23 protein-coding genes and 1 tRNA gene are annotated in these 23,143 nt (G+C 70.0%); 16 read left to right on the top strand and 8 right to left on the bottom strand.

Features of this window, described 5'->3' with window-relative positions; genetic code table 11:
• Window positions 1-3 precede the first annotated feature (3 nt).
• Genes QC180_RS11645 through QC180_RS11635 form a run of 3 tightly spaced genes read left to right on the top strand, consistent with a single transcriptional unit; the run spans window position 4 to window position 3,814 of the window.
• The gene (locus QC180_RS11645) at window positions 4-906 is read left to right on the top strand and encodes a metal-dependent hydrolase (RefSeq protein ID WP_278262702.1); all 903 of its coding nucleotides are present in this window, start codon (window positions 4-6) and stop codon (window positions 904-906) included.
• Window positions 903-2,009 carry a PDR/VanB family oxidoreductase gene (locus tag QC180_RS11640; RefSeq protein ID WP_278262701.1) on the top strand — a complete coding sequence of 369 codons (1,107 nt, stop codon included), beginning with the start codon at window positions 903-905 and terminating at the stop codon, window positions 2,007-2,009. The genes QC180_RS11645 and QC180_RS11640 overlap by 4 nt, the downstream gene beginning before the upstream one ends.
• Before the next feature lie 32 nt (window positions 2,010-2,041).
• Window positions 2,042-3,814 carry an SDR family oxidoreductase gene (locus tag QC180_RS11635; protein ID WP_278262700.1) on the top strand — a complete coding sequence of 591 codons (1,773 nt, stop codon included), beginning with the start codon at window positions 2,042-2,044 and terminating at the stop codon, window positions 3,812-3,814.
• A gap of 7 nt (window positions 3,815-3,821) precedes the next feature.
• Here QC180_RS11635 and QC180_RS11630 read toward each other — a convergent pair whose 3' ends face one another.
• The gene (locus QC180_RS11630) at window positions 3,822-4,325 is read right to left on the bottom strand and encodes a glycine-rich domain-containing protein (RefSeq protein WP_278262699.1); all 504 of its coding nucleotides are present in this window, start codon (window positions 4,323-4,325) and stop codon (window positions 3,822-3,824) included.
• 36 nt (window positions 4,326-4,361) lie between these two features.
• Here QC180_RS11630 and QC180_RS11625 point away from each other — a divergent pair, with 36 nt between their 5' ends.
• The 3 genes from QC180_RS11625 to QC180_RS11615 all read left to right on the top strand — a co-directional run bounded on the left by QC180_RS11625 (window position 4,362) and on the right by QC180_RS11615 (window position 6,243).
• Window positions 4,362-4,718: a hypothetical protein gene (locus QC180_RS11625; protein WP_278262698.1), complete on the top strand. Its 357-nt coding sequence runs from the start codon at window positions 4,362-4,364 to the stop codon at window positions 4,716-4,718.
• A gap of 89 nt (window positions 4,719-4,807) precedes the next feature.
• The gene (locus tag QC180_RS11620) at window positions 4,808-5,812 is read left to right on the top strand and encodes a zinc-binding dehydrogenase (protein ID WP_278262697.1); all 1,005 of its coding nucleotides are present in this window, start codon (window positions 4,808-4,810) and stop codon (window positions 5,810-5,812) included.
• Window positions 5,813-6,169: 357 nt separating this feature from the next.
• Window positions 6,170-6,243: transfer RNA gene (locus QC180_RS11615), tRNA-Ile, on the top strand.
• A 203-nt stretch (window positions 6,244-6,446) separates the two neighbouring features.
• Here QC180_RS11615 and QC180_RS11610 read toward each other — a convergent pair.
• Entirely contained in the window at window positions 6,447-6,944 is a 498-nt protein-coding gene (locus QC180_RS11610) for a nitroreductase family deazaflavin-dependent oxidoreductase (protein WP_278262696.1), read from the bottom strand.
• Window positions 6,945-7,017: 73 nt separating this feature from the next.
• Window positions 7,018-7,782, bottom strand: a complete 765-nt coding sequence (locus QC180_RS11605; RefSeq protein WP_278262695.1) for an ATP-grasp domain-containing protein — start codon at window positions 7,780-7,782, stop codon at window positions 7,018-7,020.
• A 129-nt stretch (window positions 7,783-7,911) separates the two neighbouring features.
• Here QC180_RS11605 and QC180_RS11600 point away from each other — a divergent pair, with 129 nt between their 5' ends.
• Window positions 7,912-9,153, top strand: coding sequence for a vWA domain-containing protein (locus QC180_RS11600; protein ID WP_278262694.1), 1,242 nt, complete (start codon window positions 7,912-7,914; stop codon window positions 9,151-9,153).
• 82 nt (window positions 9,154-9,235) lie between these two features.
• Window positions 9,236-9,724, top strand: a complete 489-nt coding sequence (locus QC180_RS11595) for an FBP domain-containing protein (protein WP_278262693.1) — start codon at window positions 9,236-9,238, stop codon at window positions 9,722-9,724.
• 7 nt (window positions 9,725-9,731) lie between these two features.
• Here the strand turns inward: QC180_RS11595 and QC180_RS11590 are convergent, their stop codons facing one another.
• Window positions 9,732-10,004, bottom strand: a complete 273-nt coding sequence (locus QC180_RS11590; RefSeq protein ID WP_278262692.1) for a hypothetical protein — start codon at window positions 10,002-10,004, stop codon at window positions 9,732-9,734.
• A gap of 157 nt (window positions 10,005-10,161) precedes the next feature.
• On the opposite strand from QC180_RS11590, the gene QC180_RS11585 reads away from it, so the two are divergent.
• Window positions 10,162-10,452, top strand: a complete 291-nt coding sequence (locus QC180_RS11585) for a hypothetical protein (protein ID WP_278262691.1) — start codon at window positions 10,162-10,164, stop codon at window positions 10,450-10,452.
• Here the strand turns inward: QC180_RS11585 and QC180_RS11580 are convergent.
• Window positions 10,449-12,218: a TerD family protein gene (locus tag QC180_RS11580; protein WP_278262690.1), complete on the bottom strand. Its 1,770-nt coding sequence runs from the start codon at window positions 12,216-12,218 to the stop codon at window positions 10,449-10,451. The two genes, QC180_RS11585 and QC180_RS11580, sit on opposite strands and share 4 nt — an antisense overlap.
• Before the next feature lie 134 nt (window positions 12,219-12,352).
• On the opposite strand from QC180_RS11580, the gene QC180_RS11575 reads away from it, so the two are divergent.
• Entirely contained in the window at window positions 12,353-12,847 is a 495-nt protein-coding gene (locus QC180_RS11575) for a hypothetical protein (protein ID WP_278262689.1), read from the top strand.
• A gap of 51 nt (window positions 12,848-12,898) precedes the next feature.
• Here the strand turns inward: QC180_RS11575 and pabB are convergent, their stop codons facing one another.
• Window positions 12,899-14,962: an aminodeoxychorismate synthase component I gene (pabB, locus tag QC180_RS11570; RefSeq protein ID WP_278262688.1), complete on the bottom strand. Its 2,064-nt coding sequence runs from the start codon at window positions 14,960-14,962 to the stop codon at window positions 12,899-12,901.
• A 49-nt stretch (window positions 14,963-15,011) separates the two neighbouring features.
• On the opposite strand from pabB, the gene QC180_RS11565 reads away from it, so the two are divergent.
• The 3 genes from QC180_RS11565 (at window position 15,012) to QC180_RS11555 (ending at window position 17,910) form a co-directional block, all read left to right on the top strand.
• The gene (locus tag QC180_RS11565; protein ID WP_474646419.1) at window positions 15,012-16,076 is read left to right on the top strand and encodes a phosphotransferase family protein; all 1,065 of its coding nucleotides are present in this window, start codon (window positions 15,012-15,014) and stop codon (window positions 16,074-16,076) included.
• 67 nt (window positions 16,077-16,143) lie between these two features.
• A complete protein-coding gene (locus QC180_RS11560; protein ID WP_278263128.1) occupies window positions 16,144-16,671 on the top strand; it encodes a DinB family protein in 528 nt (175 codons plus the stop codon).
• A gap of 108 nt (window positions 16,672-16,779) precedes the next feature.
• Entirely contained in the window at window positions 16,780-17,910 is a 1,131-nt protein-coding gene (locus QC180_RS11555) for an NDMA-dependent alcohol dehydrogenase (protein ID WP_278262687.1), read from the top strand.
• A gap of 1 nt (window position 17,911) precedes the next feature.
• On the opposite strand, the gene QC180_RS11550 is transcribed toward QC180_RS11555, so the two are convergent.
• Together QC180_RS11550 and aztA are read right to left on the bottom strand one after the other, a co-directional pair.
• Window positions 17,912-18,268 (bottom strand): iron chaperone, encoded by a 357-nt coding sequence (locus QC180_RS11550; protein ID WP_278262686.1) that lies wholly within the window; start codon window positions 18,266-18,268, stop codon window positions 17,912-17,914.
• Window positions 18,269-18,302: 34 nt separating this feature from the next.
• Window positions 18,303-18,968, bottom strand: a complete 666-nt coding sequence (gene aztA, locus QC180_RS11545) for a zinc ABC transporter ATP-binding protein AztA (protein WP_278262685.1) — start codon at window positions 18,966-18,968, stop codon at window positions 18,303-18,305.
• 48 nt (window positions 18,969-19,016) lie between these two features.
• Between aztA and aztB the strand changes: the two genes are divergently transcribed.
• The 3 genes from aztB to aztD are packed head-to-tail and all read left to right on the top strand — an operon-like array spanning window position 19,017 to window position 23,122.
• Entirely contained in the window at window positions 19,017-21,014 is a 1,998-nt protein-coding gene (gene aztB, locus QC180_RS11540; protein ID WP_278262684.1) for a zinc ABC transporter permease AztB, read from the top strand.
• Entirely contained in the window at window positions 21,011-21,928 is a 918-nt protein-coding gene (aztC, locus tag QC180_RS11535) for a zinc ABC transporter substrate-binding protein AztC (protein ID WP_278262683.1), read from the top strand. Before aztB ends, aztC begins: the two co-directional genes overlap by 4 nt.
• A 27-nt stretch (window positions 21,929-21,955) precedes the next feature.
• Window positions 21,956-23,122, top strand: coding sequence for a zinc metallochaperone AztD (aztD, locus tag QC180_RS11530; protein ID WP_278262682.1), 1,167 nt, complete (start codon window positions 21,956-21,958; stop codon window positions 23,120-23,122).
• The last annotated feature ends 21 nt before the right edge of the window (window positions 23,123-23,143 follow it).

Raw genomic sequence — 23,143 nt, 5'->3', positions numbered from 1 at the left:
TCGATGAAGCTACTTCGCCGGGCGGCATCGCGCCCGGAGACCGATCCGGGTCAGGTGGCTCTGCACGCTCGCAACGTGCGTTTCGACTGGTCGGACGTGGCACTGCAGTGGATGCCCGACGAACCGATCGCCGGACATCTGATCTGCGCGCTGAACATGCTGCTGCCCGAGGGCGAGCGCATGTTCATCGAGACCTATCGCGAGGCACTGCCCTACGTCAAGGACGAGAAGCTGCGCGAGGACATGCTCGGCTTCATCGGGCAGGAATCCATGCACGCGGAGACCCACGAGAAGGTCCTGCACGATGTCTTCACGGCCAACGACATCGACGCCACACCGTACGTGCGCCAGATGGAATACCTGTTCCGCAAGACTCTGGGCCCGCGCGGCGGCGACGACCGCGCCGCCCGGCAGATGCTGGTCGAACGCCTGGCCTTCATCGCCTGCCTCGAGCACTTCTTCGCCTGGCTGGGCGACTGGGTGATCAACGCCGACCTGGAGAAGTTCGGCGCCGACCCCAATATGGCCGACCTGTTCCGCTGGCACGGCGCCGAGGAGGTCGAGCACCGCAATGTCGCCCACGATGTTGCCGAGTACTTCGGGGTCGGCTACGCGCGGCGCTGCGCCTCGATGACGCTGGTCTTCCCGATCTTCATCGCCCTGCTGGTGCGTGGTGCGCGTTTCCTGGTGCACCAGGACCCGAAACTGCCCGATCACGGCTACCTGCGGCTCATCGCCGGGGTGTTCGCCGCGATGTGGCGGGGTGCGCTGCCGGGCCTCCCGTCGCTGCTGCGCAGTGCGCTGTCGACCTTCCAGCCCGGCTACAGCCCGGAGACCGTCGGCTCGACCGCCCAGGCGGTGGCCTATCTGGCCAGCTCGCCCGCGGCCCGCGCGGCGGCCTCGTGACGGCCCGCGTCGTCCCCCAGGTCCTGCCCGGTGATCTCTACGGCAAGCATCGGCACGACCCGGGGACCCGGATCCTCGACGCCATCGCCACGGCCCGCCTGCGCTGGAGCGCCCTGGCCAACCGTCGCGATCTGCGTACCCGCGTGGACGACCGCCGCTTCCCGGTGGTGGTCACCGAACGCCGGATCGAGGCGCACGACCAGGACGTGGTGAGCCTGCGTCTGCAGGCCCCCGACGGCCGGGTCCTGCCGCGGTGGCGTCCCGGCGCGCACCTGGACCTGGAACTGCCCTCGGGCAGGCTGCGGCAGTACTCGCTGTGCGGCGACCCCGCCGACGAACGCGCCTACCGCATCGCGGTACGCCGCATCCCGAACGGGGGCGGTGGCTCGACCGAGGTGCACGACGAACTCCCGGTCGGCACCCGGTTCGTGGTGCGCGGTCCGCGCAACGCCTTCCCGTTCGCGGTCCCCGGCCACGGCTCGCCCGCCCAGCGGCTGCACTTCGTCGCCGGAGGCATCGGCATCACGCCGATCCTGCCGATGGCCCGGCTCGCGCACCGCCTCGAGCTGCCGTGGACGCTGGTCTACAGCGGTCGCAGCCGCGACACCATCCCGTTCCTGGACGAGTTGGAGAGCTTCGGCCCGCGCGTCACCGTCCGCACCGACGACGAACACGGCCTGCCCACCGCCGCCGAACTGCTGCCCGAGGTGGGCGCGGGCACCGCCGTCTACGCCTGCGGTCCCACCCCGATGACCTCGGCCATCGTCGCCGCCGTGCGGGACCTGCCCCGGGTGGAACTGCACTTCGAGCGGTTCTCGCCACCACCGGTGGTGAACGGCACGGCCTTCGAGATCGAATTCGCCTCCACCGGGCAGGTGATCACGGTTCCCGCCGACCGCACCGTGCTCGACGCCGTGCTCGCCGAACGCCCCGACCAGCCCTACTCGTGCAGACAGGGTTTCTGCCGGACCTGCGTGGTGCGGGTGCGCGCGGGCGAACCCGACCATCGCGAGTCCGTACTCTCCGATGACGAACACGCGGCAGGCGCCATGCTCGCGTGCGTATCCCGTTCCCACGGTGAGCGTTTGGTGCTCGACCTGTGAGTTCGCTTCCTGGACAAGGAGTCCGACAGCCCATGACGATCGACAGCCCCCAGGCCGCCAACCAGCGCACCGTCCGCAGCGGCGATTTCGACATCGCCGTCTTCGAATACGGCGACCCCGCCGCCGACACCGTGGTGCTGGTGCACGGCTGGCCCGACACCCACCATCTGTGGGACCGGGTGATCCCGCTGCTCGCCGAGCGCTTCCACGTGGTCGCCTACGACACCCGCGGCCACGGCGCCTCCACCCGCACCCAGCGCACCGAGGACTTCCGCCTCGACGAACTCGCCCGCGACTTCTACGCCGTGCTCGACGCGGTGAGCCCCGACCGTCCCGCGCACGTGCTCGCCCACGACTGGGGTTCGGTGCAGGTGTGGGAGGCGGTGTGCGAGCCGCAGGCCGCCGAGCGGGTTGCCTCGTTCACCTCGGTCTCGGGCCCCAATCTCGACCACCTGGCCAGCTGGGTGCGCGACCGCCTGTCCCGGCCCAGCCCGCGCAACATCTGGCAGCCGATGACCCAGCTGGCGTCCTCGGCCTACACGTTCTTCTTCATGACCCCCGGCCTGCCGCGCGCGACCTTCAACGCCGTCGGCACCGAGAAGGTCTGGCAGCGCGCGGTCTCGCTGATGAACGACACCCCGGCCGCGAACGTGAAACTCGGCCCGACCTTCCGCCGCGACATGGTCGACGGCCTGCTGATCTATCGCGCCAATATCGTCCAGCGCATGCTGGCCCCGCGCGAGCGCCGCACCCGCGTGCCGGTGCAGCTCATCGTCGCCGGTCGCGACGTGGCCGTGCGCCCGGCCGGGTACGACGACTCGGCCAAGTGGACCGACCGGCTGTGGCGCCGCGACGTGCCCGCCGGGCACTGGATGCCGTTCTCGCATCCGGAACTGCTGGCCACCGCCACCACCGAGCTGATCGACGCGCTCGACGGTGCCCCCGCCGCGCGCGGGCTGGCCAGGGCCGAAGTCGGCCGCAGCCGCAGGGAATTCGAGCACAAGCTGGTGGTCGTCACCGGCGCGGGCAGCGGCATCGGCCGCGAGACCGCGCTGGCGTTCGCGCGTCTGGGCGCCGAACTGGTGGTCTCCGACGTCAACGAACTGGCCGCCAAGCAGACCGCCGAACTGGTCGCGGCCGAGGGCGGAGTCGCCCACTCCTACGCGCTGGACGTCTCCAGCGAGGAGGCGGTGCGCGCGCACGCCGACACCGTGATCGCCGCGCACGGCGTGCCCGATGTGCTGATCAACAACGCGGGCGTCGGCCAGGCGGGTGGCTTCCTGGATACTCCGTCCGAGGAGTTCGACCGCGTGCTGCGGATCAACCTGGGTGGTGTGGTGAACGGCTGCCGGGCCTTCGGCGCGGCCATGGCCGACCGTGGCCTCGGCGGGCACATCGTGAACCTGTCCAGCATGGCCGCCTACAGCCCGCAGCGTGACATGAGCGCCTATGCCACCAGCAAGTCGGCGGTGTTCATGTTCTCCGACTGCCTGCGCGCCGAACTGGCCGACCGCGGCATCTCCGTCTCGACCGTGTGCCCCGGCATCGTGCACACCAATATCGTGGCCACCACCCGCATCTCGGGCGTCACGGCGGAGGAGGAGGCGGCCGCGCAGCAGAAGTTCGACAAGCTCTACGAGCGTCGCGGCTACACCCCCGACCGGGTCGCCGCGCAGATCGTCAAGGCGGTGCGCGACGGTCGCGAGATCGTGCCCGTGACGCCGGAATCGTGGGTCCAGTACCGGCTCAACCGCCTGGCTCCCGGCGCCGTCCGCTTCGCGGCGCGTCGGATGAAGCTGGTCTAGCGGCCGCTCACGCCCGGCGCAGTCGCCCCTCGACGGCGGCGACGTGCCGGGCGTCCACGCCCCACGGCTCGGCCACGCCGACCCGTCGGTCCAGATCCCAGAGCACGCACGGCTCGTCGGGTTTCGCCACCATCGACCAGGCGACCACCGTGCGGCCGAGCTGGTCGATCATCGACCCGTGCGCGTCGGTGGCGTCGCCGACCCCGTCGGGGAAGTGGTGCAGGAACCGGCCATAAGCCTGCTCGCAGAACCGCGCGTAGAGCCGCGTGCACAGGATCAGCCCGTGCCAGGCCTCGTCGACCGCGTGCGAGGGCATGCCGATCACCTGATCGTCGCGCATCGCCGCGCCACAGCACCGCAGCCACTGCCGCAGACCGGTTTCCACCAGGCCACGGGGTTGCCAGGGGCAGGTCTTGAAGACCGCGTCCGGCAGCTGGAGATCGGCCACGACGCGGTCGACCGTGGCCGGATCGACCGGTCGACGGCCGAGCCGGGGGATCGAGAGCGCCATAAGCCCACTGTAAGCGGCGTGGGTTAGCCTGCGGGCATGGTGCTCCTGATCGTGCTGTTGTTTTTCGCCTTGATGATCGGCGGGGTCGTGGTGGTCATCGTGAAGGTGGTCTCCTCGGCGACCCGCCCGCGCACGGGTCCGTTCGATCCGCGCTGGACCGCGGGCTCGTCGACGGGTGCCTACTACGGATACACCGATTCCTCGTCGAGTCAGCCGTGGACGCACGACAGCGGGCCCGACTATCCGGGGTCCGGTTCGCACGGCGGCTGCGGTGGTGGCAGCAGTTGCGGCGGCGGTAGCGGTAGTAGCTGTGGTGGCGGCAGCAGTAGCAGTTGCGGCGGGGGCAGTAGCAGCAGCTGTGGGGGCGGCAGCAGTTGCGGCGGCGGCTCCTGATGGTGTGATCCACGCCGCGGTCTCCTTGACCTGAACTTCCCTTCAGGTTTCATGCTGGACGCATCCGAGAACACCACGAAGGAGTCGCGATGCGTGCCGTGCAGGTCAAGGAATTCGGTGGACCCGAAGTGCTCGCGGTCCGGGAAGTGCCGGTGCCGCAACCGGATTCGGGGGAGGTGCGCGTCGACGTCGAGGTCGCCGACGTGATGTTCCTCGATACCCGGCTGCGTAGCGGCTGGGGTCTGGACTTCTTCGCGCTGAGCCTGCCATATGTGCCCGGCGGGGCGGTCGGTGGTGTGGTGAGCGCGGTCGGCGCCGGGGTCGATCCCGGGTGGCTCGGCAAGCGGGTGGTCAGCCAGACCGCCGCCAGTGGCATCGGCGGCGGCGTCCCCACCGGCGGCTACGCCGAACACGCCCTGGCCAAGGCCGAGACCCTGGTCGAGATCGCCGACGGGCTGAGCACCGAGCAGGCCGTGGCCCTGTCCCACGACGGCCGCACCGCCCTGGCGGTCTTCGACCGCGCCGCGGTCGCACCCGGTGACTGGGTGCTCGTCACCGCCGCGGCCGGTGGGCTCGGCACTCTGCTCACCCAGTTGTCCGTCGCGGCCGGGGCCGAGGTGGTCGCCGCCGCGCGCGGAACCGACAAGCTCGCGCTCGCCACCCGACTCGGCGCGACCGCGGCCGTCGACTACTCCGAGGAGGGCTGGGCCGACCGGGTACGCGAGATCACCGGCGGGGGCGCGCGGATCGTGTTCGACGGCGCGGGTGGATCGCTCGGCGCGGACGCGCTCACCGCCACGGCGGACTCCGGCCTGTTCCTCGGATACGGCTCCGCGGCGGGCGGTTTCGTCGAGACGGGTGCCGAAAGCGCTGTGGCCAGGGGAGTTACGGTGCTGGGTCTGTTCGACGTGGTCAGCGGGCCGATCGATTGGTCCGCCCTGGCCCGTCGCGCCCAGGCCGAGGTCGCCGCCGGACGCCTCGAAGTGATTGTCGGCCAGGCCTTCCCGCTCGACCGGGTTCGCGACGCGCATAGTTCCATCGAGAATCGTTCCGCGCTCGGCCGTACACTCTTGACGATCGCCGCGCGATTGTAACTTGTTCAGCGCCGCAAGGGAATACGCGTTAAGTTCATTGTGTGCAGGGAATAATTGTCATCGCAGTGATTGCTGCTGTTCTGTTGCTGGTCGTCGCCGTCATCAAAGTCGCCAGCAACCCGGGGGGTTCCACCGAACGTCGCGACCGTGCGCTACGCGCGCGATCTGAGCGTCAGACGGCCGACAGGGCTTGACCCGCACCCCTCACGCCCACCCCATCCATCCACCACTCCCAGCGACCGGGCCGTCGCATCGTCCCAGGACAGCCCGGCCCGGTCGCCCCGACCACCCCGCACAGCTGGTCAACCCCACGCCCCACCGGGTACCATCCGACACGCCCGCGGACACCCGCGGCCAGGGGCGGTAGCTCAGTCGGTTAGAGCCGCGGACTCATAATCCGCTGGTCGTGGGTTCGAGCCCCACCCGCCCCACATTCCCCCTTTTTCCCGCCGGGCCCGAACTCTACCCGCCGAGCGAAACCTACCGGTTCCAGAATTTCTTTCTCCAGCCGCACCCCACCGATCGAATTCATTGTCCCGAAAGGTGCGCTTATCGGTATGAACTAGCACACATTCCGGACCATCCAGTTAGCGGATTCCGACGTTCAGCGGACCTGGAGATTGCTCGGCCGCGATCACAGGCGGGGTGTGAGGAGGACTATGGGGATGGTGCGGGTGGTGGTTTGTTCGTAGGCGGCGTAGCTGGGGAAGATGGCGACCAGGTGGGGCCAGAGGAGGGTGCGTTCTTCGGGGGTGGCTACGCGGGCGTGCACGGGGAGGGTGGTGGGGCCCAGTTGGATGGTGGTGTCGGGGTGGGCTTTCAGGTTGTGGAACCAGGCGGGGTGGTGGGGCAGGCCCGCTTTGGAGGCGACGATGGCGAGGGTGTCGCCGTCGGCGTAGTAGATGAGGGGAGAGGTGCGGCGGTGGCCGGTGCGGGCGCCGGTGTGGTCGAGCAGGAGGATGCGGGCCTCGGGGTGGGCGGGCATGCGGGCGCCGAGGCGGCCGTGGGTGCGGCGGTAGAGGGCCACGTGCAGGGCGGTGGAGCGGCGGCCGAGATAGAGGCCGTGCCGGTTGGCGAATTGGGAGCAGGAATCGATCAGGCGTGCGGTCAGCGTGGTCGTGCCGTCACTCATGGGTCCTCCATGCCTCGACTCGGTTCAGGCTAAAGGCCGAGGGTGGGAGACGCGGAGCGCGACACGTGTCCGATCAGGCCGGATTCCAGCGGCGGTCGAGCAGTTCGCGCCAGCGCTCCATGAGCAACTCGGTGTAGAGGTCGGGGGCGATGTCGTAGGCGCCGAGGGCGAAGCCGTCGTTGGCTTCGATCAGGGCGGTGCTGCCGTCGGCGAGGACACCGAAGTCCAGGGCGTAGGCGCTCGGCGCGGTCCCGGCACGCCGATGGGCGGTGACGGCCGATTCGACCACGGCACGGTCTAGACGACGGGCGCGGTCACCGGCGTAGTGGTCGACGGCGAGGATCCGGCCGCGCGAGACGTAGACGCGGTACTCCGAGAGCCAGGTGACCAGCTCCGAACAGTGCACCGGCTGCCGGCGGCTGACATGCCCGAACGCCGCGAAATCGCGATCCGAGTAGCACACCGTCCCGGGAAAACTCTTGCGCCGGTAGGCCGGTTTCACGAACAGCGGAGCCAGCTCACCGCTGTCGAGCGCGCGCTCGACCTCACCCAGCGTCGAGGTCCAGACCCGGCGCCGCAGATACGGGCGCAACGCCTCGGGATAGTCGTCGGGGGCGGGGATCGGGATCTGCAACTGGCGCATCGCGCCGTGCATGGCATCCACGTCACCGGCGATGAATGTCCCCGGTCCCAGCGGTAGCTGACCCCGCCGGACCCGGTTGAGGCTGTAGTGGCGCACGGGGATCTCGAGACGTTCCAGCACCTGGACGAGCAACGTCTCTTCGTGCCGCATCGGTCCCGATCCGGCGTACTGCACAAACGCGGTGGTGAATTGCATCACCTCAATCATGCACCCGCGCAGCCGGTTCGGCGAGGTATTCGTCATCCGGACCGCCTCGCATCGGCATGGTTGCCTCTAGGGTGTGGTGGATCACGGCCGAACGTGGTGCGCGAAGAGGAGAAGGCAGTGACTGCTGTGCTGGTCAAGGGACAGAACGCGGGACTCGACGGCGCCGAGGTGGTGCTGGCGGTGCGCGGCGGGGTGGCGGCGGACCTGTCGGCGCTGCTGGTGACCGAGGCGGGCACGGTGCGCTCGGACGCGGACTTCGTGTTCTTCAACCAGCCGCAGGCGCCGGGGGTGCGCTGGACCGGTGCCGCGCTGGAGGTCGAGCCCGCGGCGGTCCCGGCGGACATCGCGCAGGTCCGGGTGGTGATCACCGCGGCGACCGACGGCGACCGGTTCGGTGGTGCGGCGGCGCCGGTGGCCTCGGTGCGCGATCGGGCCGGAAACGTGCTGTTCGAGTATGTGATCGAGGGGCTCGATCAGGAATCGGTGGTGATCGCGGTCGAGCTGTATCGGCGCGGCGCGCAGTGGAAGGTGCGCGCGGTCGGGCAGGGCTACGCCGGGGGATTCGCGGATCTGGTGACCGATCACGGCGTGACCGTTGACGACGAACCAGAACCGGCGGCCGCGCCGAGCGTGCGGACCGTGCCGGGCGAGGCCGCGCTGAGCTTCGAGAAGAAGCAGCTGTTGGACCTGCGCAAGCGCGCGGTCGCCAAGGTCCTGATCGACAAGAGCGCCTTCGGGACCAGGGCGCGGGTGGTGCTGGTGATCGACAAGACCGGCAGCATGCAGAAGCTGTATCGGGGCGGCACCGTGCACCGGGTGGTGGAGCGGATGATCCCGGTCGCCACCCAACTCGACGACGACGGCACCCTCGAGGCCTATCTCTACGCGCTGACCTACGCCCAGCTGCCCGATATCACCGTGGCCGGTGGCGAGCAGTGGGCGCGCACCTACCTGCATCTGAGCGGCACCCACGAGGGCATCGACTACGACCGGCTCGGCGGCCGCAACGACGAACTGCCGATCATGCGCGCCGTCATCGACACCCTGGCCGCGAGCCCCGCGCCGACGCTGGTGCTGTTCTTCACCGACGGCGGCTTCGCCAAGAAGCGTGAGATCGCGGCGCTCATGCGCGAAGCCGCGCATCTGCCCGCGTTCTGGCAGTTCATCGGCCTGGGCAAGGCCAATTTCGGGGTGCTGCGAACGCTGGACGAACTCGACGGACGGGTCGTGGACAACGCGGGCTTCTTCGCCCTCGACGACATCGACCGTGTCGACGACGCCGAGCTCTACCGCCTGCTGCTCGGCGAGTTCCCCGACTGGCTGCGCGCCGCCAGGGCCGCGGGCATCGTCGGGCCGTAGCGTGCGGAAAACCGGTTGTCGCCATCCGGGGTGATCGTTAGCGTGTCTACCGTTTGTGGATCGCAGGCTGAAAGGACACACCATGGACCCCGTCACCGAACGTGACATCAGGTCGTCGTTCGTCAACTGTTCCAAGGGCGACGCCAAACGCCTCAACGTGCCGCGTGACCTGGCCGAACGCCCCTGGGAAGATCTCGACTTCCTCGGCTGGACCGACCCGTCCTACGCGGGCCGCTGCTACCTCACCGTTCCGCGCGAGGACGGCCTGGTCAGCGTCGCCCTGCGGCACGAGACCGGCGGCACCGGCAAGACCCAGATGTGCACGATCTGCCTGACCACCCACTCCGGTGGCGGCGTCTCGCTGATGACGGCCGCCAAGGCCGGGGAAGCGGGCAGGCGCGGCAATACCGTCGGCACGCTCATGTGCACCGATCTGGCCTGCTCGCTCTACGCGCGCAACAAGAAGCGGCCCGCGATGGGCAGCCGGTACCGCGAGGACCTGACCCCCGAGGAGAAGGCTCAGCGCGTGCGCGACAACCTCGACGCCTACCTCGCCCGGCTGCTGGGCTGAGTCGGACTCAGAGCATCGCGTTCATGATGGTGCCCGCGCTGGTGGCCACGACCCCGCCGATCATCGCGCCCGCGATCATCTTCGGCGACTCGAGCCCGCCGCCGGTCCACTTCTCCCAGGCGAACTTTCCGCCCGCGTAGGTGATGGCGATCACACCGGACAGCAGGATGAACCAGGTGAAATACCGCACGAGCTGCAGGATCTTCTCCGACAGCGGCGGTGCCTCCGGCGTCGGATTCCCGATCTGCGCCAAGGTATCGGTGACGACGGCAAGGATCATGTCTGCTCACTTGGTGACTAGGGGAACGGCGGCCAACTGCAGAGCCGATGGTATCGGTTTTGTTGGTGTGCCGGGGGTTCGGGCCCGTATCCTGGAATCGTTCGAATACGACAGTGCTGGAACGTAGTTCGCATCACGCGACCAAGGGGAGCAGGCTATGAGCATCATTCTGACGTCGATGGCCGACACCGTCACGACGTTCGCGCAGGTCGGAAATCCCACGCCGGAGGCGCCGCCGCTGTCGGACAAGATCATGCAGATGGTCCAGTACCTGACCTGGTTCATGATCCTGTCGGGCGTGCTCGCCATCACCGTGGCGGGCGGAAAGTTCGCCTGGGAGAAGTGGAGCGGCAGCTCCATGGAATCGCCGAAGATGATCGCGGGCGCGATGATCGGCGGCGTCATCGCCACCAGCGGCGGCACGATCATGAACGCGATCCTCGGCTAGATCCGGGCACCCTTCACGCGATTGCAGTTGCGGCACAGGATTTGCAGATTCGCCGCACTGGTCGCGCCGCCACGACTGAGCGGGATGATGTGGTCGAACTCCAGGTAGTGCCCGTCGCCGCACTCCACGCACTTGCCGCCGTCGCGTTGCCAGACCTGGGCTTTCACGTCCTGGGAGATGCTGCGGCTGTCGCGCTGGCCGGGGGCCAGGACCAGGCGCTTGGCGACGCGCAGCGCACCCTCCAGCGCCGCGGCCACATAGTCGGGATCGGTGACGCCGAAGGTGGCGCCTCCGCGCGCCGAGGTCGCCGCGATCACCACGGTGCCGTGCTCGGGATGCACCGACACCACCCGGTTCCAGGGCAGCTCGATGCCGGTGCCGTCCCCGACGAACCGCAACTTCTTGGTACTGGCGATCAACCTGCCCTCGGTATTGCGCGGACCGCGCGCGAGCATCCGGACATGCACCGCGGGCAGATCCAGGTGCACGCGCTCCTCCGGATCCAGATGCAGGCCGGGGGTTTCGACGCTGGGCAGCTCACCCGAACGCAGCCGTGACAGGGTGCGGCCGCGATGCATCCGGCGGCGCAGATCGTCGACCACGGCACCGTTGAGCGCCAGTTCGCTGACGACGTGCTCGAACGCGTCGAGTTCCTCGGCGAACACCTCGCCGTCGGCGAAGGCGAAGGCCACCATCCGCTCCACCTGCGTCAGGCCCGCCTCGCGCAGCACCACCCGGCCGCGTTCCTCGTCGACGCGCTGGAACCGCAGCGCGGCCCACACCTCGATCCACTCCTCGGACTGGGTGCCCGGTCCGGCCAGCACCCGGCGGGCGCGCGTACGCCAGTGGGTGAGGAACTCCTCGACCTCCTCGGCGCACCGCTTGCAGGGGCCGTGGCCGCCGAACAGCTTGCGCCGCAGCAGGTGACCGCAGCGCGGGCAGCGGACGCGGTGATCATCGATGTGTGGATGGGTGCTGGCGGTCCACTCGGTGCCGTCCCACCAGCGCAGCTGGCCCGGGGTCTCCGGGTCGGGATGCCAGTCGGCGTGGTCGGGGTCGTGCGGTGGGGGTGGGGGGACATCGATGACGCGACGGGTCAACGCGGGGGCGCGGCCGGAGGACGGGAGGGCGCGCTCGGCGGTGGGCTGATCCGCGAGCGACGCGTGGTAGCCGGACAGATCGGCGGTGCGCGCCGCGTCGACCCGTGCCGGTCGGACCGGCGGTTCGACCTCGTCGGTCTCCGGCCGACGCAGCGTGGCGGCCGGTTCGTCCACGGTCACACCGAACTCGGTCGCCAGACCCGGCAGACCGCCGACCCAGCCCTGACCGATCGCCCGGAACCGCCACCGGCCCTCCCGGCGGTAGAACTCGCCGAACATCATCGCCTGCACGCGCTCGATCCCGTCGAGGACGTACCGGACCACCGGACCGTCGGCGGCGTGCACGGTCAGGGTCAGGTCGGTCAGCTGATCGAAACCGCCCTCGTCCAGCGACGCGCTCACCACGATGCGCGCCACCTCGGCCTCGGTCCTGGGCAGCGACACACTCAACCGCGCGGTGCCGGGCGCGGGTTGCTGATCGAGCGTGACCGCCTGCGACATGTGGCGCGGCGCGTTGAAGAAGACGAAATCGCGATCGTCGCGCACCAGGCCGGACTCGTCCACCAGCAGGGCGTGCGCGTCCACGGTATGCGCCGAACGCCATGAAAGAACCACGGCGAGAAGCGATGTCGGCACCGGCGCGTGGGCGCCCTTACTGATTTCCATGGTCTTGGCATGATGCCACGCTCGTCCGACAGGTTTCGTGGAGCGGGGTCGCGACAGTGGGGCCGGTCGGGTGACACGCGTTCGGTTCGGAGTGGGTCCCTGCGCGGGCGGGGTCGGTGCGGCACAGTGGGAGGATGACGAACCCGAAGAAGCGGGGGCGCGGGAGCGGGGCCGCGCCCGTGCCGGAACCGCAGGGGCGGAAGGTGCCGGGGGCCGATCTGCTCTCGGCGGCGCAGGCCGCGGTGGGCGCGGCCCAGGTGGCGGCCGGGCAGGCCATCGACGCGGCGCAGCAGACGGCGGGATACGCGTTCGACGCGGCGGTGCGGTTGCCCCCGGCGTCGGCGCAGTTGGCGGCGCAGCTGCCGGATCTGGTGGAGAACCTGTCGATCGCGGTGGACCGGCTCAACAGCACCATCGACCGGCTCGACCGCACCCTGGCGCTGGCCGACCCGGTCTTCGCCACCTACGACCGGCTGCTGCCCCGGCTGGAAGCCATGATCTCGCTGGGCGAGGACCTGTTCGGGGCGCTGGCGAAGCTGCCGGGCGTGGGATTGCTGGGCCGGATCACCGGCCGTGGCGGGGACGAACCCGCTCCGGAACCGGCACCCAAGAAGCGCCCCCGCCGCTGATCCCACCGCGCCGCGTGCCGGGCTCGGCGAGGTGACCGCGAGCTCCGGCGGTCAGGGTCGCGGGGTGAGGGCGCGGAAGGTGGCGGCGGCCTTGAGGACCATCTCGGCGAACTCGTCCTCGGGGTCGGAATCGAGGACGATCGCGCCACCCGCGCCGATGCGCCATTCGTCGTCGTAGCGCACGGCGGTGCGGATGACGATATTGAGATCGGCGGTGCCGCCGAGGCCGAGGAAGCCGATGGTGCCGGAGTAGATCCCGCGCGCCTGGGTCTCGAGTTCGTCGAGGATCTCCATGGTGCGCAGCTTGGGTGCGCCGGTCATCGAGCCGCCGGGGAAACACGCGCGCAGGCAGTCGATCACTCCCGCGTCGGGGCGCAGGGTGCCGCGCACGGTGGAGACCAATTGGTGCAGCGTGGAATAGGTTTCGGTGGTCATGAGCTCGGGCACGTGCACCGAGCCGACCTCGCAGACCCGGCCCAGATCGTTGCGCAGCAGGTCCACGATCATCAGGTTCTCGGCGCGGGTCTTGGGGTCCTCGGCCAGGGCGCGGCGCAGGTGTTCGTCCTCGGCGACGGTGCGTCCGCGCGGGGCGGTGCCCTTGATCGGCTTGCTCTCCACCACCCGGTCGCGGTCGATCCGCAGGAAACGCTCGGGGGAGGAGCAGGCCACATCGAGCCCGTCGAACCGCAGGTAGGCGGCGTACGGCGCGGGATTGCAGCGGCGCAGCCGCCGGTAGAGGACCAGGCCGTCGTCGGGGGCGGCGGCCGCGGCGACGGTGTCGGTCAGGCAGATCTCGTAGGACTCGCCCGCGTGCAAGCGCTCCTGGCAGACCGCGATGTCGGCCAGGTAGCGGTCCCGCCCCCTGATCAGCCCGGCCAGCACGGTGTCGGGATCGGCGGGCACGGGCAGGTCGGGCGGATTGGCCCAGGTCGGCAGGTCGGCCAGGGCGGTGCCGGTCTCGCGCAGCCAGGCGTCGGCGGCGTCCTCGGTCGCCTCGACGCACAGCGCGAGCAGGTGGGTGCGCCCGGCTTCGTGGTCGACGACGATCAGCCGGTCGGCGAAGATCCATTGCGCGTCGGGAGTCGGCGACCGGTGCGCGGCACGCGCGCCGCAGTCGGCCTTCACCTCGTAGCCGAGATACCCGACGTACCCGCCCGCGAAATCGAAGGGCACGTCCGGGAGTTCGCAGTGCCTGCGTCGCAACTCGCGATCCAGATGGTCCAGTACGGTGCCGGGCACGGTGCGGACACCCTCGGCGTCCGTCACGGTGACGGCACCGTCGCCGACCCGATAGCTCACGATCTCGGCGTGCGGCCCCTCGGCGTCACCGAGGAAGGAGAACCGGTCCAGCCCCGGCTCGACGTGTTCGCTGTCGAGCCAGAACGCGGTGGTCGAGTCCGCGTACCGGCGCAGGAAGATCGCCTCGGTGTCGATGGCGCGTTCGATGACGCTGTGCCGCAATCGGAATCGCCGATCGGGTGCCGGACCCGCGGTCCCCACCGGTCCGCGCACGGCGATCGGCGCGCTCACCGATGTGCGCGCCTTGGTCAGGTCGGCGAAATTGCGGATCAGCGCCGCGCCGAACTCGCTCGACACCGACTCCGGATGGAACTGCACACCCCACTGCGGCCGTTCCCGGTGTCGCACACCCATGATCACGCCGTCGCCGGTGGACGCGGTCACCTCGAGCGAGTCCGGCACCTTCTGAGCGGCCAGCGAGTGATAGCGGACGACGGTGAAGTCCTGCGGCAATCCGGCGAACAGGTCACGGTCGTCGTGCGCGACCTGGTCGAGATACCCGTGCCGAGCCCGTGGTGCCCGGCCGACGGTGCCGCCCGCGCCGATCACGATGCCCTGATGTCCCAGGCACACACCCAGCAGGGGCAGTTCGGTCTCGGCGATCACCCGGGTGGAGATGCCCATGTCGCGGGCGCTGTCGGGGCGGCCGGGTCCGGGGGAGATCACCACATTGTCGAAACGCGACAACTCGAGCGCGGCGAGATCGTGGACGTCGTCGTTGCGCACGACGGTCGGCTCGTTCCCGTTGACCTCGCTGATCAGCTGATAGAGGTTGTAGGTGAACGAGTCGTAGTTGTCGATCAAGAGCGTGCGCATCGTATCGGAAACCCTACGCCGGGCCCATGGACCGGCCCGCTCGGGCACAATGATCGCCATGTCTGTTTCGCAACCGGTCGACGTCGACCAGAGCCTCGCCGATTTCGCGGCGATCGGTCGATGGATGGACGAACGTGGCCTGCCCGGCGGCGCCTTCGGCGAGGTCACCGCGATCGGCGGCGGCACCCAGAACATCATGCTGCGGTTCACCCGTGGCGAGCGCGAATACGTGCTGCGGCGCGGTCCCAAGCATCTGCGCGCCAAGAGCAACGAGGTGATCGGCCGCGAATCGCGGTTGCTCGGCGCGCTCGACGGCACCGAGGTCCGCGCGCCCCGGGTGATCGCGGCCTGCGACGACGAGTCGGTCATCGGCGCGGTCTTCTACCTGATGGAACCGATCCGCGGCTTCAACCCGCAGACCGAACTGCCCGAACTCCACGCCGGTGACCCCGAGATCCGCAGGCGGATGGGCCTGTCCGCGGTCGAGGCCATCGCCCGTCTCGGTGCGCTGGACTACCAGGCGCTCGGCCTGGCCGACTACGGCCGCCCCGAGGGTTTCCTCGAACGCCAGGTCCCGCGCTGGCTGCGTGAACTCGACTCCTACAGCGCCAACGAGGGGTACCCGGGCCCGAAGATCCCCGATGTCGAGCGCATCGGCGACTGGCTCGACCGCCACCGGCCCACCGACTGGACCCCGGGCATCATGCACGGCGACTGTCACCTGGCCAACATGATGTTCGACTACGACAGCCCGGCCGTGGCGGCCATGGTCGACTGGGAGATGTCGACCATCGGTGACCCGCTGCTCGACCTCGGCTGGCAGCTGGCCACTCGTCCCGAACCCGGCACCGTCGGCGCCGGGCTGATGGGCACCCTCGGCGCGGTCGGCGGCCTGCCCACACCCGAGGAGATGGTCGCGCACTACGGCGAGTTCTCCGAGCGTGACCTGGGCGCGGTGCCCTGGTACACGGTGCTGGCCTGCTTCAAGCTGGGCATCGTGCTCGAGGGCACCTACGCGCGCGCCTTCGCGGGCAAAGCGCCCAAACCGGTCGGTGACTTCCTGCACGCGGTGACCTTGGAGCTGTTCGAGAAGGCGCGCCAGCTCGCGCAGTGATGCCCGGATCTCGCCGCAACCTGGCTGGATCTTGATGGATAACAAGATGCGGTCATCCTAGGCTGGGATCATGATCGTTCCCGACACCAAGAACTGGACCTGGGTTCTCGAACGCCGCTGCCCCGAGTGCGGATTCGACGCCGAAAGCGTCGCCTACGCGGCGGTGCCCGAGCGGGCTCTGCGCAGCGCCGCGCGGATCGGCACCGCCCTCGAACGCGACGACGCGCGCGTCCGTCCCGACGACGCCACCTGGTCGGTCCTCGAATACGGCGCCCACGTGCGCGATGTGTGCCGGATCTTCGACACCCGGTTGGCGCTGATCCTGGCCGCCGACGGCGCCGAGATCCCGCGCTTCGAGAACTGGGATCAGGACGCGACGGCGGTCGCCGAACGCTACGGTGAGCAGGACCCCGCGCGGGTCGCACACGAGTTGTCGACCGCCGCCGACCGGGTCGCCGCCGCCTTCGCCGCGGTGCCCACCGACCGGCTCGACCGGCGCGGCGCCCGCAGCGACGGCTCGCTGTTCACGGTGACCTCCCTGTCGCGCTACTTCCTCCACGACCTCGTGCATCACGTCCACGACGTGCGGGGCTAGAGATTTTCCGATTTATTTCTAGAACGTGTTACAGATTCGGCCGAAATTTCGTTAGGGTGAGTGCAGTCACTACGAGGCACCAAGTTCGGCGAGAGGTCGAGGCGGAACATGAAGACCAAGGGCGCGATCCTGTGGGGCACCGACCAGCAGTGGTCGGTGGAGGAGATCGAGGTCGGCGATCCCGTCGCCGGTGAAGTGCAGATCCGGATGGAAACGGCGGGCATGTGCCACTCCGACCATCACATCGTCACCGGCGCCACGCCGATGCCCGCGTTCCCGGTGATGGGCGGGCACGAGGGCGCCGGTGTCATCACCAAGCTCGGCCCGAACTGTCCGAGCGATCTGGCCGTGGGCGACCACGTCATCCTCTCGTTCATTCCCGCCTGCGGCCGCTGTCCCGCCTGTGTGGCCGGGCACATGGCCCTGTGCGACCTGGGCGCGGGCCTGCTGATGGGTCAGGCGATCTCCGACGGCACCTACCGCATCCAGGCGCGCGGCGAGAACGTCATCCCGATGTGCCTGCTGGGCACCTTCGCGCCCTACATGACCGTGCACCACACCTCCGTGGTGAAGATCGACCCGACCATCCCGTTCGAGGTCGCCTGCCTGGTCGGCTGCGGTGTGCCCACCGGCTTCGGCTCGTCGACCCACGTCGCCGAGGTGCAGCCGGGTGAGACCGTGGTGATCGCCGGTATCGGCGGTGTCGGCATGAGCGCGCTGCAGGGCGCGGTGCTCTCCGGCGCGTCGAAGGTCGTCGCCATCGACCCGAATCCGTGGAAGCGGGAGCAGGCGCAGAAGTTCGGCGCCACCCACACCTACGAGAGCATGGCCGCCGCGATCATGCCGCTCATGGAGGCCACCGAGGGTCGGATGGCCGAGAAGGTCATCCTCACCATGGGCGAGATGCACGGCGACTACGTCGAAGAGGGGCTGATCCTCACCGGCAAGGCGGGCACCCTGGTCGTCACCTCGATGGGCCGCATGGACGCGGGCGAGGTGAAGATGAACAGCTTCCTGCTCTCCATGCTGCAGAAGACGGTCAAGGGCTGCATCTTCGGCGGCGGCAACGCTCGCCAGGACGCGCCGCGACTGCTTTCGCTCTACAAGGCGGGCCAGCTCAACCTCGACGACATGGTCACCCGCAGCTACAGCCTGGAAGAGATCAACCAGGGCTACCAGGACATGCTCGACGGCAAGAACATTCGCGGCATCATCCGCTACACCGAAGCCGACTGGTAGGTCAGCGCTGCCGTTCCCGCGCGGCGAGCCGGAGCACGATCTGCGCGATCAGGTCGTACGGAATCGGTTCGCCGAGCGGGAACTTCACTGTTCCCCGCCCCGACGCGTACGGGGCGACGGCCCGGTCGAACTCCGCGTCCCCCTCCGGGACCGGATACAGACTCACATGGGCCTTCCAGCCCGCGAAGGACACGAACGCCCGGCCATCGAGCGTGGCCGCGGGCATCGCGTAACTGATCTTCTCGCCCGCCTCCGGGACCACCCGCCGGATGGTCGCGCGGATCTGCTCGAGCACCGCGCGCGTGGCGTCGGGCTGCTCGGCGAGATAGGCGTCGACCGATGCGGGCGCCTCTGCCATGGATTCCTCCTCGATGCCGGGGCCATGGCCGATTCTAGGCGCTGACCAGCACGTCTTCCGGGAGACCCGCGGCGATCAGCTGCCCGTCGCGCAGCAGTAGGCAGTGGTCGGCGCGGGCCGCCTTGTCGCGATCGTGGGTCGCCTGGACGACCGTCACTCCCGTCGCGGCCACTTCGGTGAGCACCTGGGAGATCGCCGTCCGCGAGACCGTGTCCAATCCGGTCGCGGGTTCGTCGAGCAGCAGGAGATCGGACTGCTGGGCCAGTGCCTGGGCGAGCAGGGTGCGCTGTCGCTGGCCGCCGGAGAGGGTGTCGAGACGGCGCGTGGCCAGCTCCGCCAGATCCATCCGCGCCAGGCACTCGGCCACGAGGGCGCGGTCGGCGCGCGTGAGCCGACGCCACGGGCTCCGGTGCGCCCACCGTCCCATGGCCACCGCGTCGCGCACCGTGATGGGGAGCGTCGACGGAATCGCGGTGTGCTGCACCACGAATGCCGGTCGGCCCAGCGCGTGCTCGACCGTGCCCGACGCGATCGTCACGGTGCCCGCCAGCGCGCCGAGCAGGGTCGATTTCCCGGAACCGTTGTGCCCCACGATCGCGGTGATCCGCCCGCGCGGGATCGTCGCCGACAGCTCGCGCAGCACCGGGGTGCGCGCGTAACCGGCCGTCAGGTGGTCGATTCGGACCGCTGTGTGTTGCATCTCACCTCAATTGAAACGATAACCATTTTCAGTATAGCCTTCCGCGCTATGGATTGGCTGATCGCCCCGTTCGAGGTGGCATTCGTGCAGCGCGCGCTGTGGGGCGGGCTGCTCGTGTCGTGCGTGTGCGCCCTGGCCGGGACCTGGGTCGTGGTGCGCGGCATGGCGTTTCTCGGCGACGCGATGGCGCACGGCATGCTGCCCGGCGTCGCGGTCGCCGCGCTGCTCGGCGGGAACCTGATCCTCGGCGCCGCGGTCAGTTGCGCGGCCATGGCCTTCGGTGTCTCCGCGCTCGGCCGCAGTCCCCGCTTCGGCGCCGATACCGCGATCGGGCTGCTCTTCGTCGGCATGCTCGCGGCCGGGGTGATCATCGTGTCGCGCTCGCAATCCTTCGCGGTGGACCTCACCGGGTTCCTGTTCGGCGATGTGCTCGCGGTGCGGACACAGGACCTCGGATTCCTGGCGGCGGCCGTGGTGATCGCGCTGCTCGTGGCGGTGCTGGGCCACCGGTCCTTCGTCGCGCTGACCTTCGATCCGCGCAAGGCCCACACGCTGGGCCTGCGCCCGAAGCTCGCCAATGCCGCGCTGATCGGCCTGGTGACGCTGGCGATCGTCGCCTCGTTCCACGTCGTCGGGACGCTGCTGGTCTTCGGCCTGCTCATCGCGCCGCCCGCCGCCGCGCTGTACTGGTCGGACCGCATCCCGGTGGTGATGCTGCTCGCCGCCTGTATCGGCGGCCTGTCCACCGTGGTGGGCCTGCTCATCTCCTGGCACGCGCAGACGGCGGCCGGGGCGACCATCGCCGCGGTGGCGGTCGCGACGTTCTTCCTCTCGGCCATCGCCGCGTCGCTGCGCGCCCGGTTCGGCCGGGCGGGCGCGGCCTCGGTCGCGGCGCTGGCCGCGCTGCCGCTGGTCGGATGTGGCACCGCCGAACCGCCGGTGGCGCCGGAGGAGACCCCGCACGGTTTCGTCGCGGGCGCCGAGGAGATGAGCGAAGTGCAGACCCGCCTGATCCTGGCCGACACCTCCGGCGCGACCCGGGTGCTCGATCTCCTGACCGAGCAGGTCACCGAGGTGAAAAGCGCCACCGCGCAAGCCCTTCCCGCCGCCACCTCGATCGCCACGGACGGCCGCTTCGCCTACCTCGCCTCCCTCGATCGAACCTCCGTCGTCGACAGCGGCGCCTGGACCGTCGACCACGGCGATCACCGGCACTACTACAGCGCGCCGGTCCGCACGGTCGGCACCGTGGGGGAGACGCGAGTCGAGGGTGACGTGGTGGTCGGCGCCTATGCGGACGCGGCGGTCGTGACCCTCGTGTCGGCGAGCGGACGGTCGACAGTGCTCGACCGTGCGGCGCTCGACGCGGGGACGATTCCCGAGGCGCGGGCGGTGGCGGGTATCGCGGTGCCCTATGGCGAGCGGATCGTCGTGGTGGACGGTGACGGGCGCGTCGAGGTGCGTGGGCGCGACGAGTCCACCGGGCAGGCGCGGGACGAGCGATGCGCCCAGCCGCAGGGGCAGGCGGTGACGCGACGCGGTGTCGTGTTCGGTTGTGCGGACGGGGCACTCGTGGTCGCCCAGCGTGACGGTGAGTTCGTCGCGGAGAAGATCCCATACCCGGCGCAGCCCGCCGACCGGGCCACGGCCTTCACCCACCGGCCCGGCAGCACCACCCTGACCGCGCTCGCCGGACGCGACGGCGTGTGGACCCTCGACATCCGCGCGAAGACCTGGACCCGGACCCCGATCGCCGACGCCGTGGCGGTGAACACCGCGGGCGAGGGCGCGCCGCTACTGGTCCTCACCGGCGACGGCGTCCTGCACGGCATCGACCCCGAAACCGGAACGCGCACAGCGCGGGTTCCGCTGATGGACGGCCCGGTGACGGGCACCCCGGTCATCCGCGTCGACCCGGAACGCGCCTACGTCAACGACATTCGCGGCCGCGAGGTCCACGAGATCGCCTACAACGACAACCTGCGCGTGGCCCGCGCCTTCCCGCTCGATATCGAGCCCGCGCTGATGGTGGAGACCGGACTGTGAGCACGAAACCCCGCGTCGTCGCGGCACTGCTGGCGCTGGCGCTGGTCGCGCTGCTGGGCGCCTGCGGCACCGAGCCCGAGCGCACCGGCATCGTGGTGACCACCAATATCCTCGGTGACCTCACCCGCACCATCGTCGGCGATGCCGCCCCGGTCACCGTCCTCATGCAGACCGGGGCCGACCCGCACTCCTTCGCCATCTCGGCCCGGCAGGCCGCCGATATCGAGCGCTCCGCGCTGGTCGTGCACAACGGGCTCGGTCTCGAGGAGGGCATCGCCAAGCACGTCGACGCCGCCGCGGCCGCGGGCGTGCCGACGCTGGCCGTCGCCGAACACGTCGACCCGATCGACTACACCGCCGACGAGTCCGCGGGCACCCCCGACCCGCACTTCTGGACCGACCCGCGCCGCGTCCGCACGGCCGTGGAGACCATCAGCGCCGAAGTGCTCGCCCGCGTCGAGGGCATCGACGGCGCGGCCGTGCGCGCCAATACCGAGCGCTACCTCGCCGAACTCGACCAGCTCGACCAGTGGATGACCGAGCGCTTCGCCACCCTCGCCCCCGAACGCAAACAGTTGGTCACCGACCATCACGTCTTCGGTTATCTGGCCCAGCGCTTCGGTTTCCGGGTGATCGGCGCGGTGATCCCCAGCGGCACCACCCTGGCCTCGCCCAGCGCCGCCGACCTCGACGGCCTCGCCACCGCGATCAGAACCGCGGGGGTGTCGGCGATCTTCGCCGATTCCGCCCAGCCCGACCGCCTCGCGCGGGTGCTCGCCGAACACACCGGCCTGCACGTCCAGGTGATCGCGCTGCACACCGAATCGCTGTCCGCCCCCGGCGGTGGCGCCGCGACCTATCTCGAGATGGCGCGCACCAACACCGAGGCGATCGTGCGCGGGCTGACGACCTAGTTTCACGCAGGAGAAATGGAGCAAGACATGCACACTCGGACCCGGACCACCACGCTGGTGGCCATGTCGGGGGTCCTCGCCTCGGTGGTGGCGCTGGCCGGTTGCGGCAGCGACGACACCGAGCCCGGCCACGCGCACACCCCGGGCGCCGAACCGATCGCGCTCACCTACGATGGCGGCATCTACGTCCTCGACGGCGCCACCCTCGCCCAGCGCGGCCAGGTGGACCTGCCCGGCTTCAACCGGCTCAACCCGGCGGGCGACGACGAGCACCTGATGGTCTCGACCAAGGACGGCTTCCGCGTCTTCGACGCCTACGACGCCGCCTTCACCGGCGCGGAGTTCCCCGCGAACAAGCCCGGCCACGTCGTGCGGCACGCGGGCAAGACCGTGCTGTTCGCCGACGGCTCCGGCGAGGTCACCGTCATCGACTCCGACCAGCTCGGCGACGACAAGCCCGCCACCGAGGTCTACCGGGCCGCCACCCCGCACCACGGCGTCGCCATCGAGCTGAGCAACGGCGAGCTCGTGCTCACCCTCGGCACCGAGGACAAGCGGGTCGGCCTGGTCGCCCTCGACGGCGACCGCAAGGAGATCACCCGCAACGAGGACTGCCCCGGCGTGCACGGCGAGGCCACCGCACAGGGCGAGGCAGTGGTGGTCGGCTGCCAGACCGGCGCGGTCGTCTACCGCGACGGCAAGATCACCAAGGTCGCCAGCCCGACTCCGTACGGCCGGATCGGCAATATGGCGGGCAGCGACGTCTCGCCGATCGTGCTCGGTGACTACAAGCAGGACAAGGACGCCGAACTCGAACGCCCGCAGCGGGTTTCGCTGGTGAACACCACCGACGGCACCCTGCGCCTGGTGGACATCGGCACCAGCTACACCTTCCGCTCGCTGGGCCGCGGCCCGCAGGGTGAGGCGCTGGTGCTCGGCACCGACGGCAAGATCCACGTCATCGACCCGGTCGCCGGGACCGTCACGCGGACCATCCCCGTGCTCGGCACCTGGACCGAACCGCTGGACTGGCAGGCCGCGCGGCCCGCGCTGTTCGTGCGCGGCGGCATCGTCTACGTGAGTGATCCGTCGTCCAAGCAGGTGCACCGCGTCGACCTGGCCGAGGGCAAGGTCACCGCGACCGCCACGCTGCCCCAGGCGCCCAACGAGATCAGCGGCGTCAGCGGACACTGATCGCCCAGGCGGCACCGTGTG

Source organism: Nocardia anocheti (assembly GCF_029675105.1).
Taxonomy (GTDB): Bacteria; Actinomycetota; Actinomycetes; order Mycobacteriales; family Mycobacteriaceae; genus Nocardia.
Note: the sequence above shows the minus strand (reverse complement) of the source record. Positions and strands in the feature narration are given on the sequence as shown.

Bases quoted from the DNA above. Each gene is read 5' to 3' on its own strand.
- QC180_RS11645 (WP_278262702.1), top strand. From the start codon at position 4: ATGAAGCTACTTCGCCGGGCGGCATCGCGCCCGGAGACCGATCCGGGT.
- QC180_RS11635 (WP_278262700.1), top strand. From the start codon at position 2,042: ATGACGATCGACAGCCCCCAGGCCGCCAACCAGCGCACCGTCCGCAGC.
- QC180_RS11630 (WP_278262699.1), bottom strand. From the start codon at position 4,325: ATGGCGCTCTCGATCCCCCGGCTCGGCCGTCGACCGGTCGATCCGGCC.
- QC180_RS11625 (WP_278262698.1), top strand. From the start codon at position 4,362: ATGGTGCTCCTGATCGTGCTGTTGTTTTTCGCCTTGATGATCGGCGGG.
- QC180_RS11620 (WP_278262697.1), top strand. From the start codon at position 4,808: ATGCGTGCCGTGCAGGTCAAGGAATTCGGTGGACCCGAAGTGCTCGCG.
- QC180_RS11610 (WP_278262696.1), bottom strand. From the start codon at position 6,944: ATGAGTGACGGCACGACCACGCTGACCGCACGCCTGATCGATTCCTGC.
- QC180_RS11605 (WP_278262695.1), bottom strand. From the start codon at position 7,782: ATGCAATTCACCACCGCGTTTGTGCAGTACGCCGGATCGGGACCGATG.
- QC180_RS11595 (WP_278262693.1), top strand. From the start codon at position 9,236: ATGGACCCCGTCACCGAACGTGACATCAGGTCGTCGTTCGTCAACTGT.
- QC180_RS11590 (WP_278262692.1), bottom strand. From the start codon at position 10,004: ATGATCCTTGCCGTCGTCACCGATACCTTGGCGCAGATCGGGAATCCG.
- QC180_RS11585 (WP_278262691.1), top strand. From the start codon at position 10,162: ATGAGCATCATTCTGACGTCGATGGCCGACACCGTCACGACGTTCGCG.
- QC180_RS11580 (WP_278262690.1), bottom strand. From the start codon at position 12,218: ATGGAAATCAGTAAGGGCGCCCACGCGCCGGTGCCGACATCGCTTCTC.
- QC180_RS11575 (WP_278262689.1), top strand. From the start codon at position 12,353: ATGACGAACCCGAAGAAGCGGGGGCGCGGGAGCGGGGCCGCGCCCGTG.
- pabB (WP_278262688.1), bottom strand. From the start codon at position 14,962: ATGCGCACGCTCTTGATCGACAACTACGACTCGTTCACCTACAACCTC.
- QC180_RS11565 (WP_474646419.1), top strand. From the start codon at position 15,012: ATGATCGCCATGTCTGTTTCGCAACCGGTCGACGTCGACCAGAGCCTC.
- QC180_RS11555 (WP_278262687.1), top strand. From the start codon at position 16,780: ATGAAGACCAAGGGCGCGATCCTGTGGGGCACCGACCAGCAGTGGTCG.
- QC180_RS11550 (WP_278262686.1), bottom strand. From the start codon at position 18,268: ATGGCAGAGGCGCCCGCATCGGTCGACGCCTATCTCGCCGAGCAGCCC.
- aztA (WP_278262685.1), bottom strand. From the start codon at position 18,968: ATGCAACACACAGCGGTCCGAATCGACCACCTGACGGCCGGTTACGCG.
- aztB (WP_278262684.1), top strand. From the start codon at position 19,017: ATGGATTGGCTGATCGCCCCGTTCGAGGTGGCATTCGTGCAGCGCGCG.
- aztD (WP_278262682.1), top strand. From the start codon at position 21,956: ATGCACACTCGGACCCGGACCACCACGCTGGTGGCCATGTCGGGGGTC.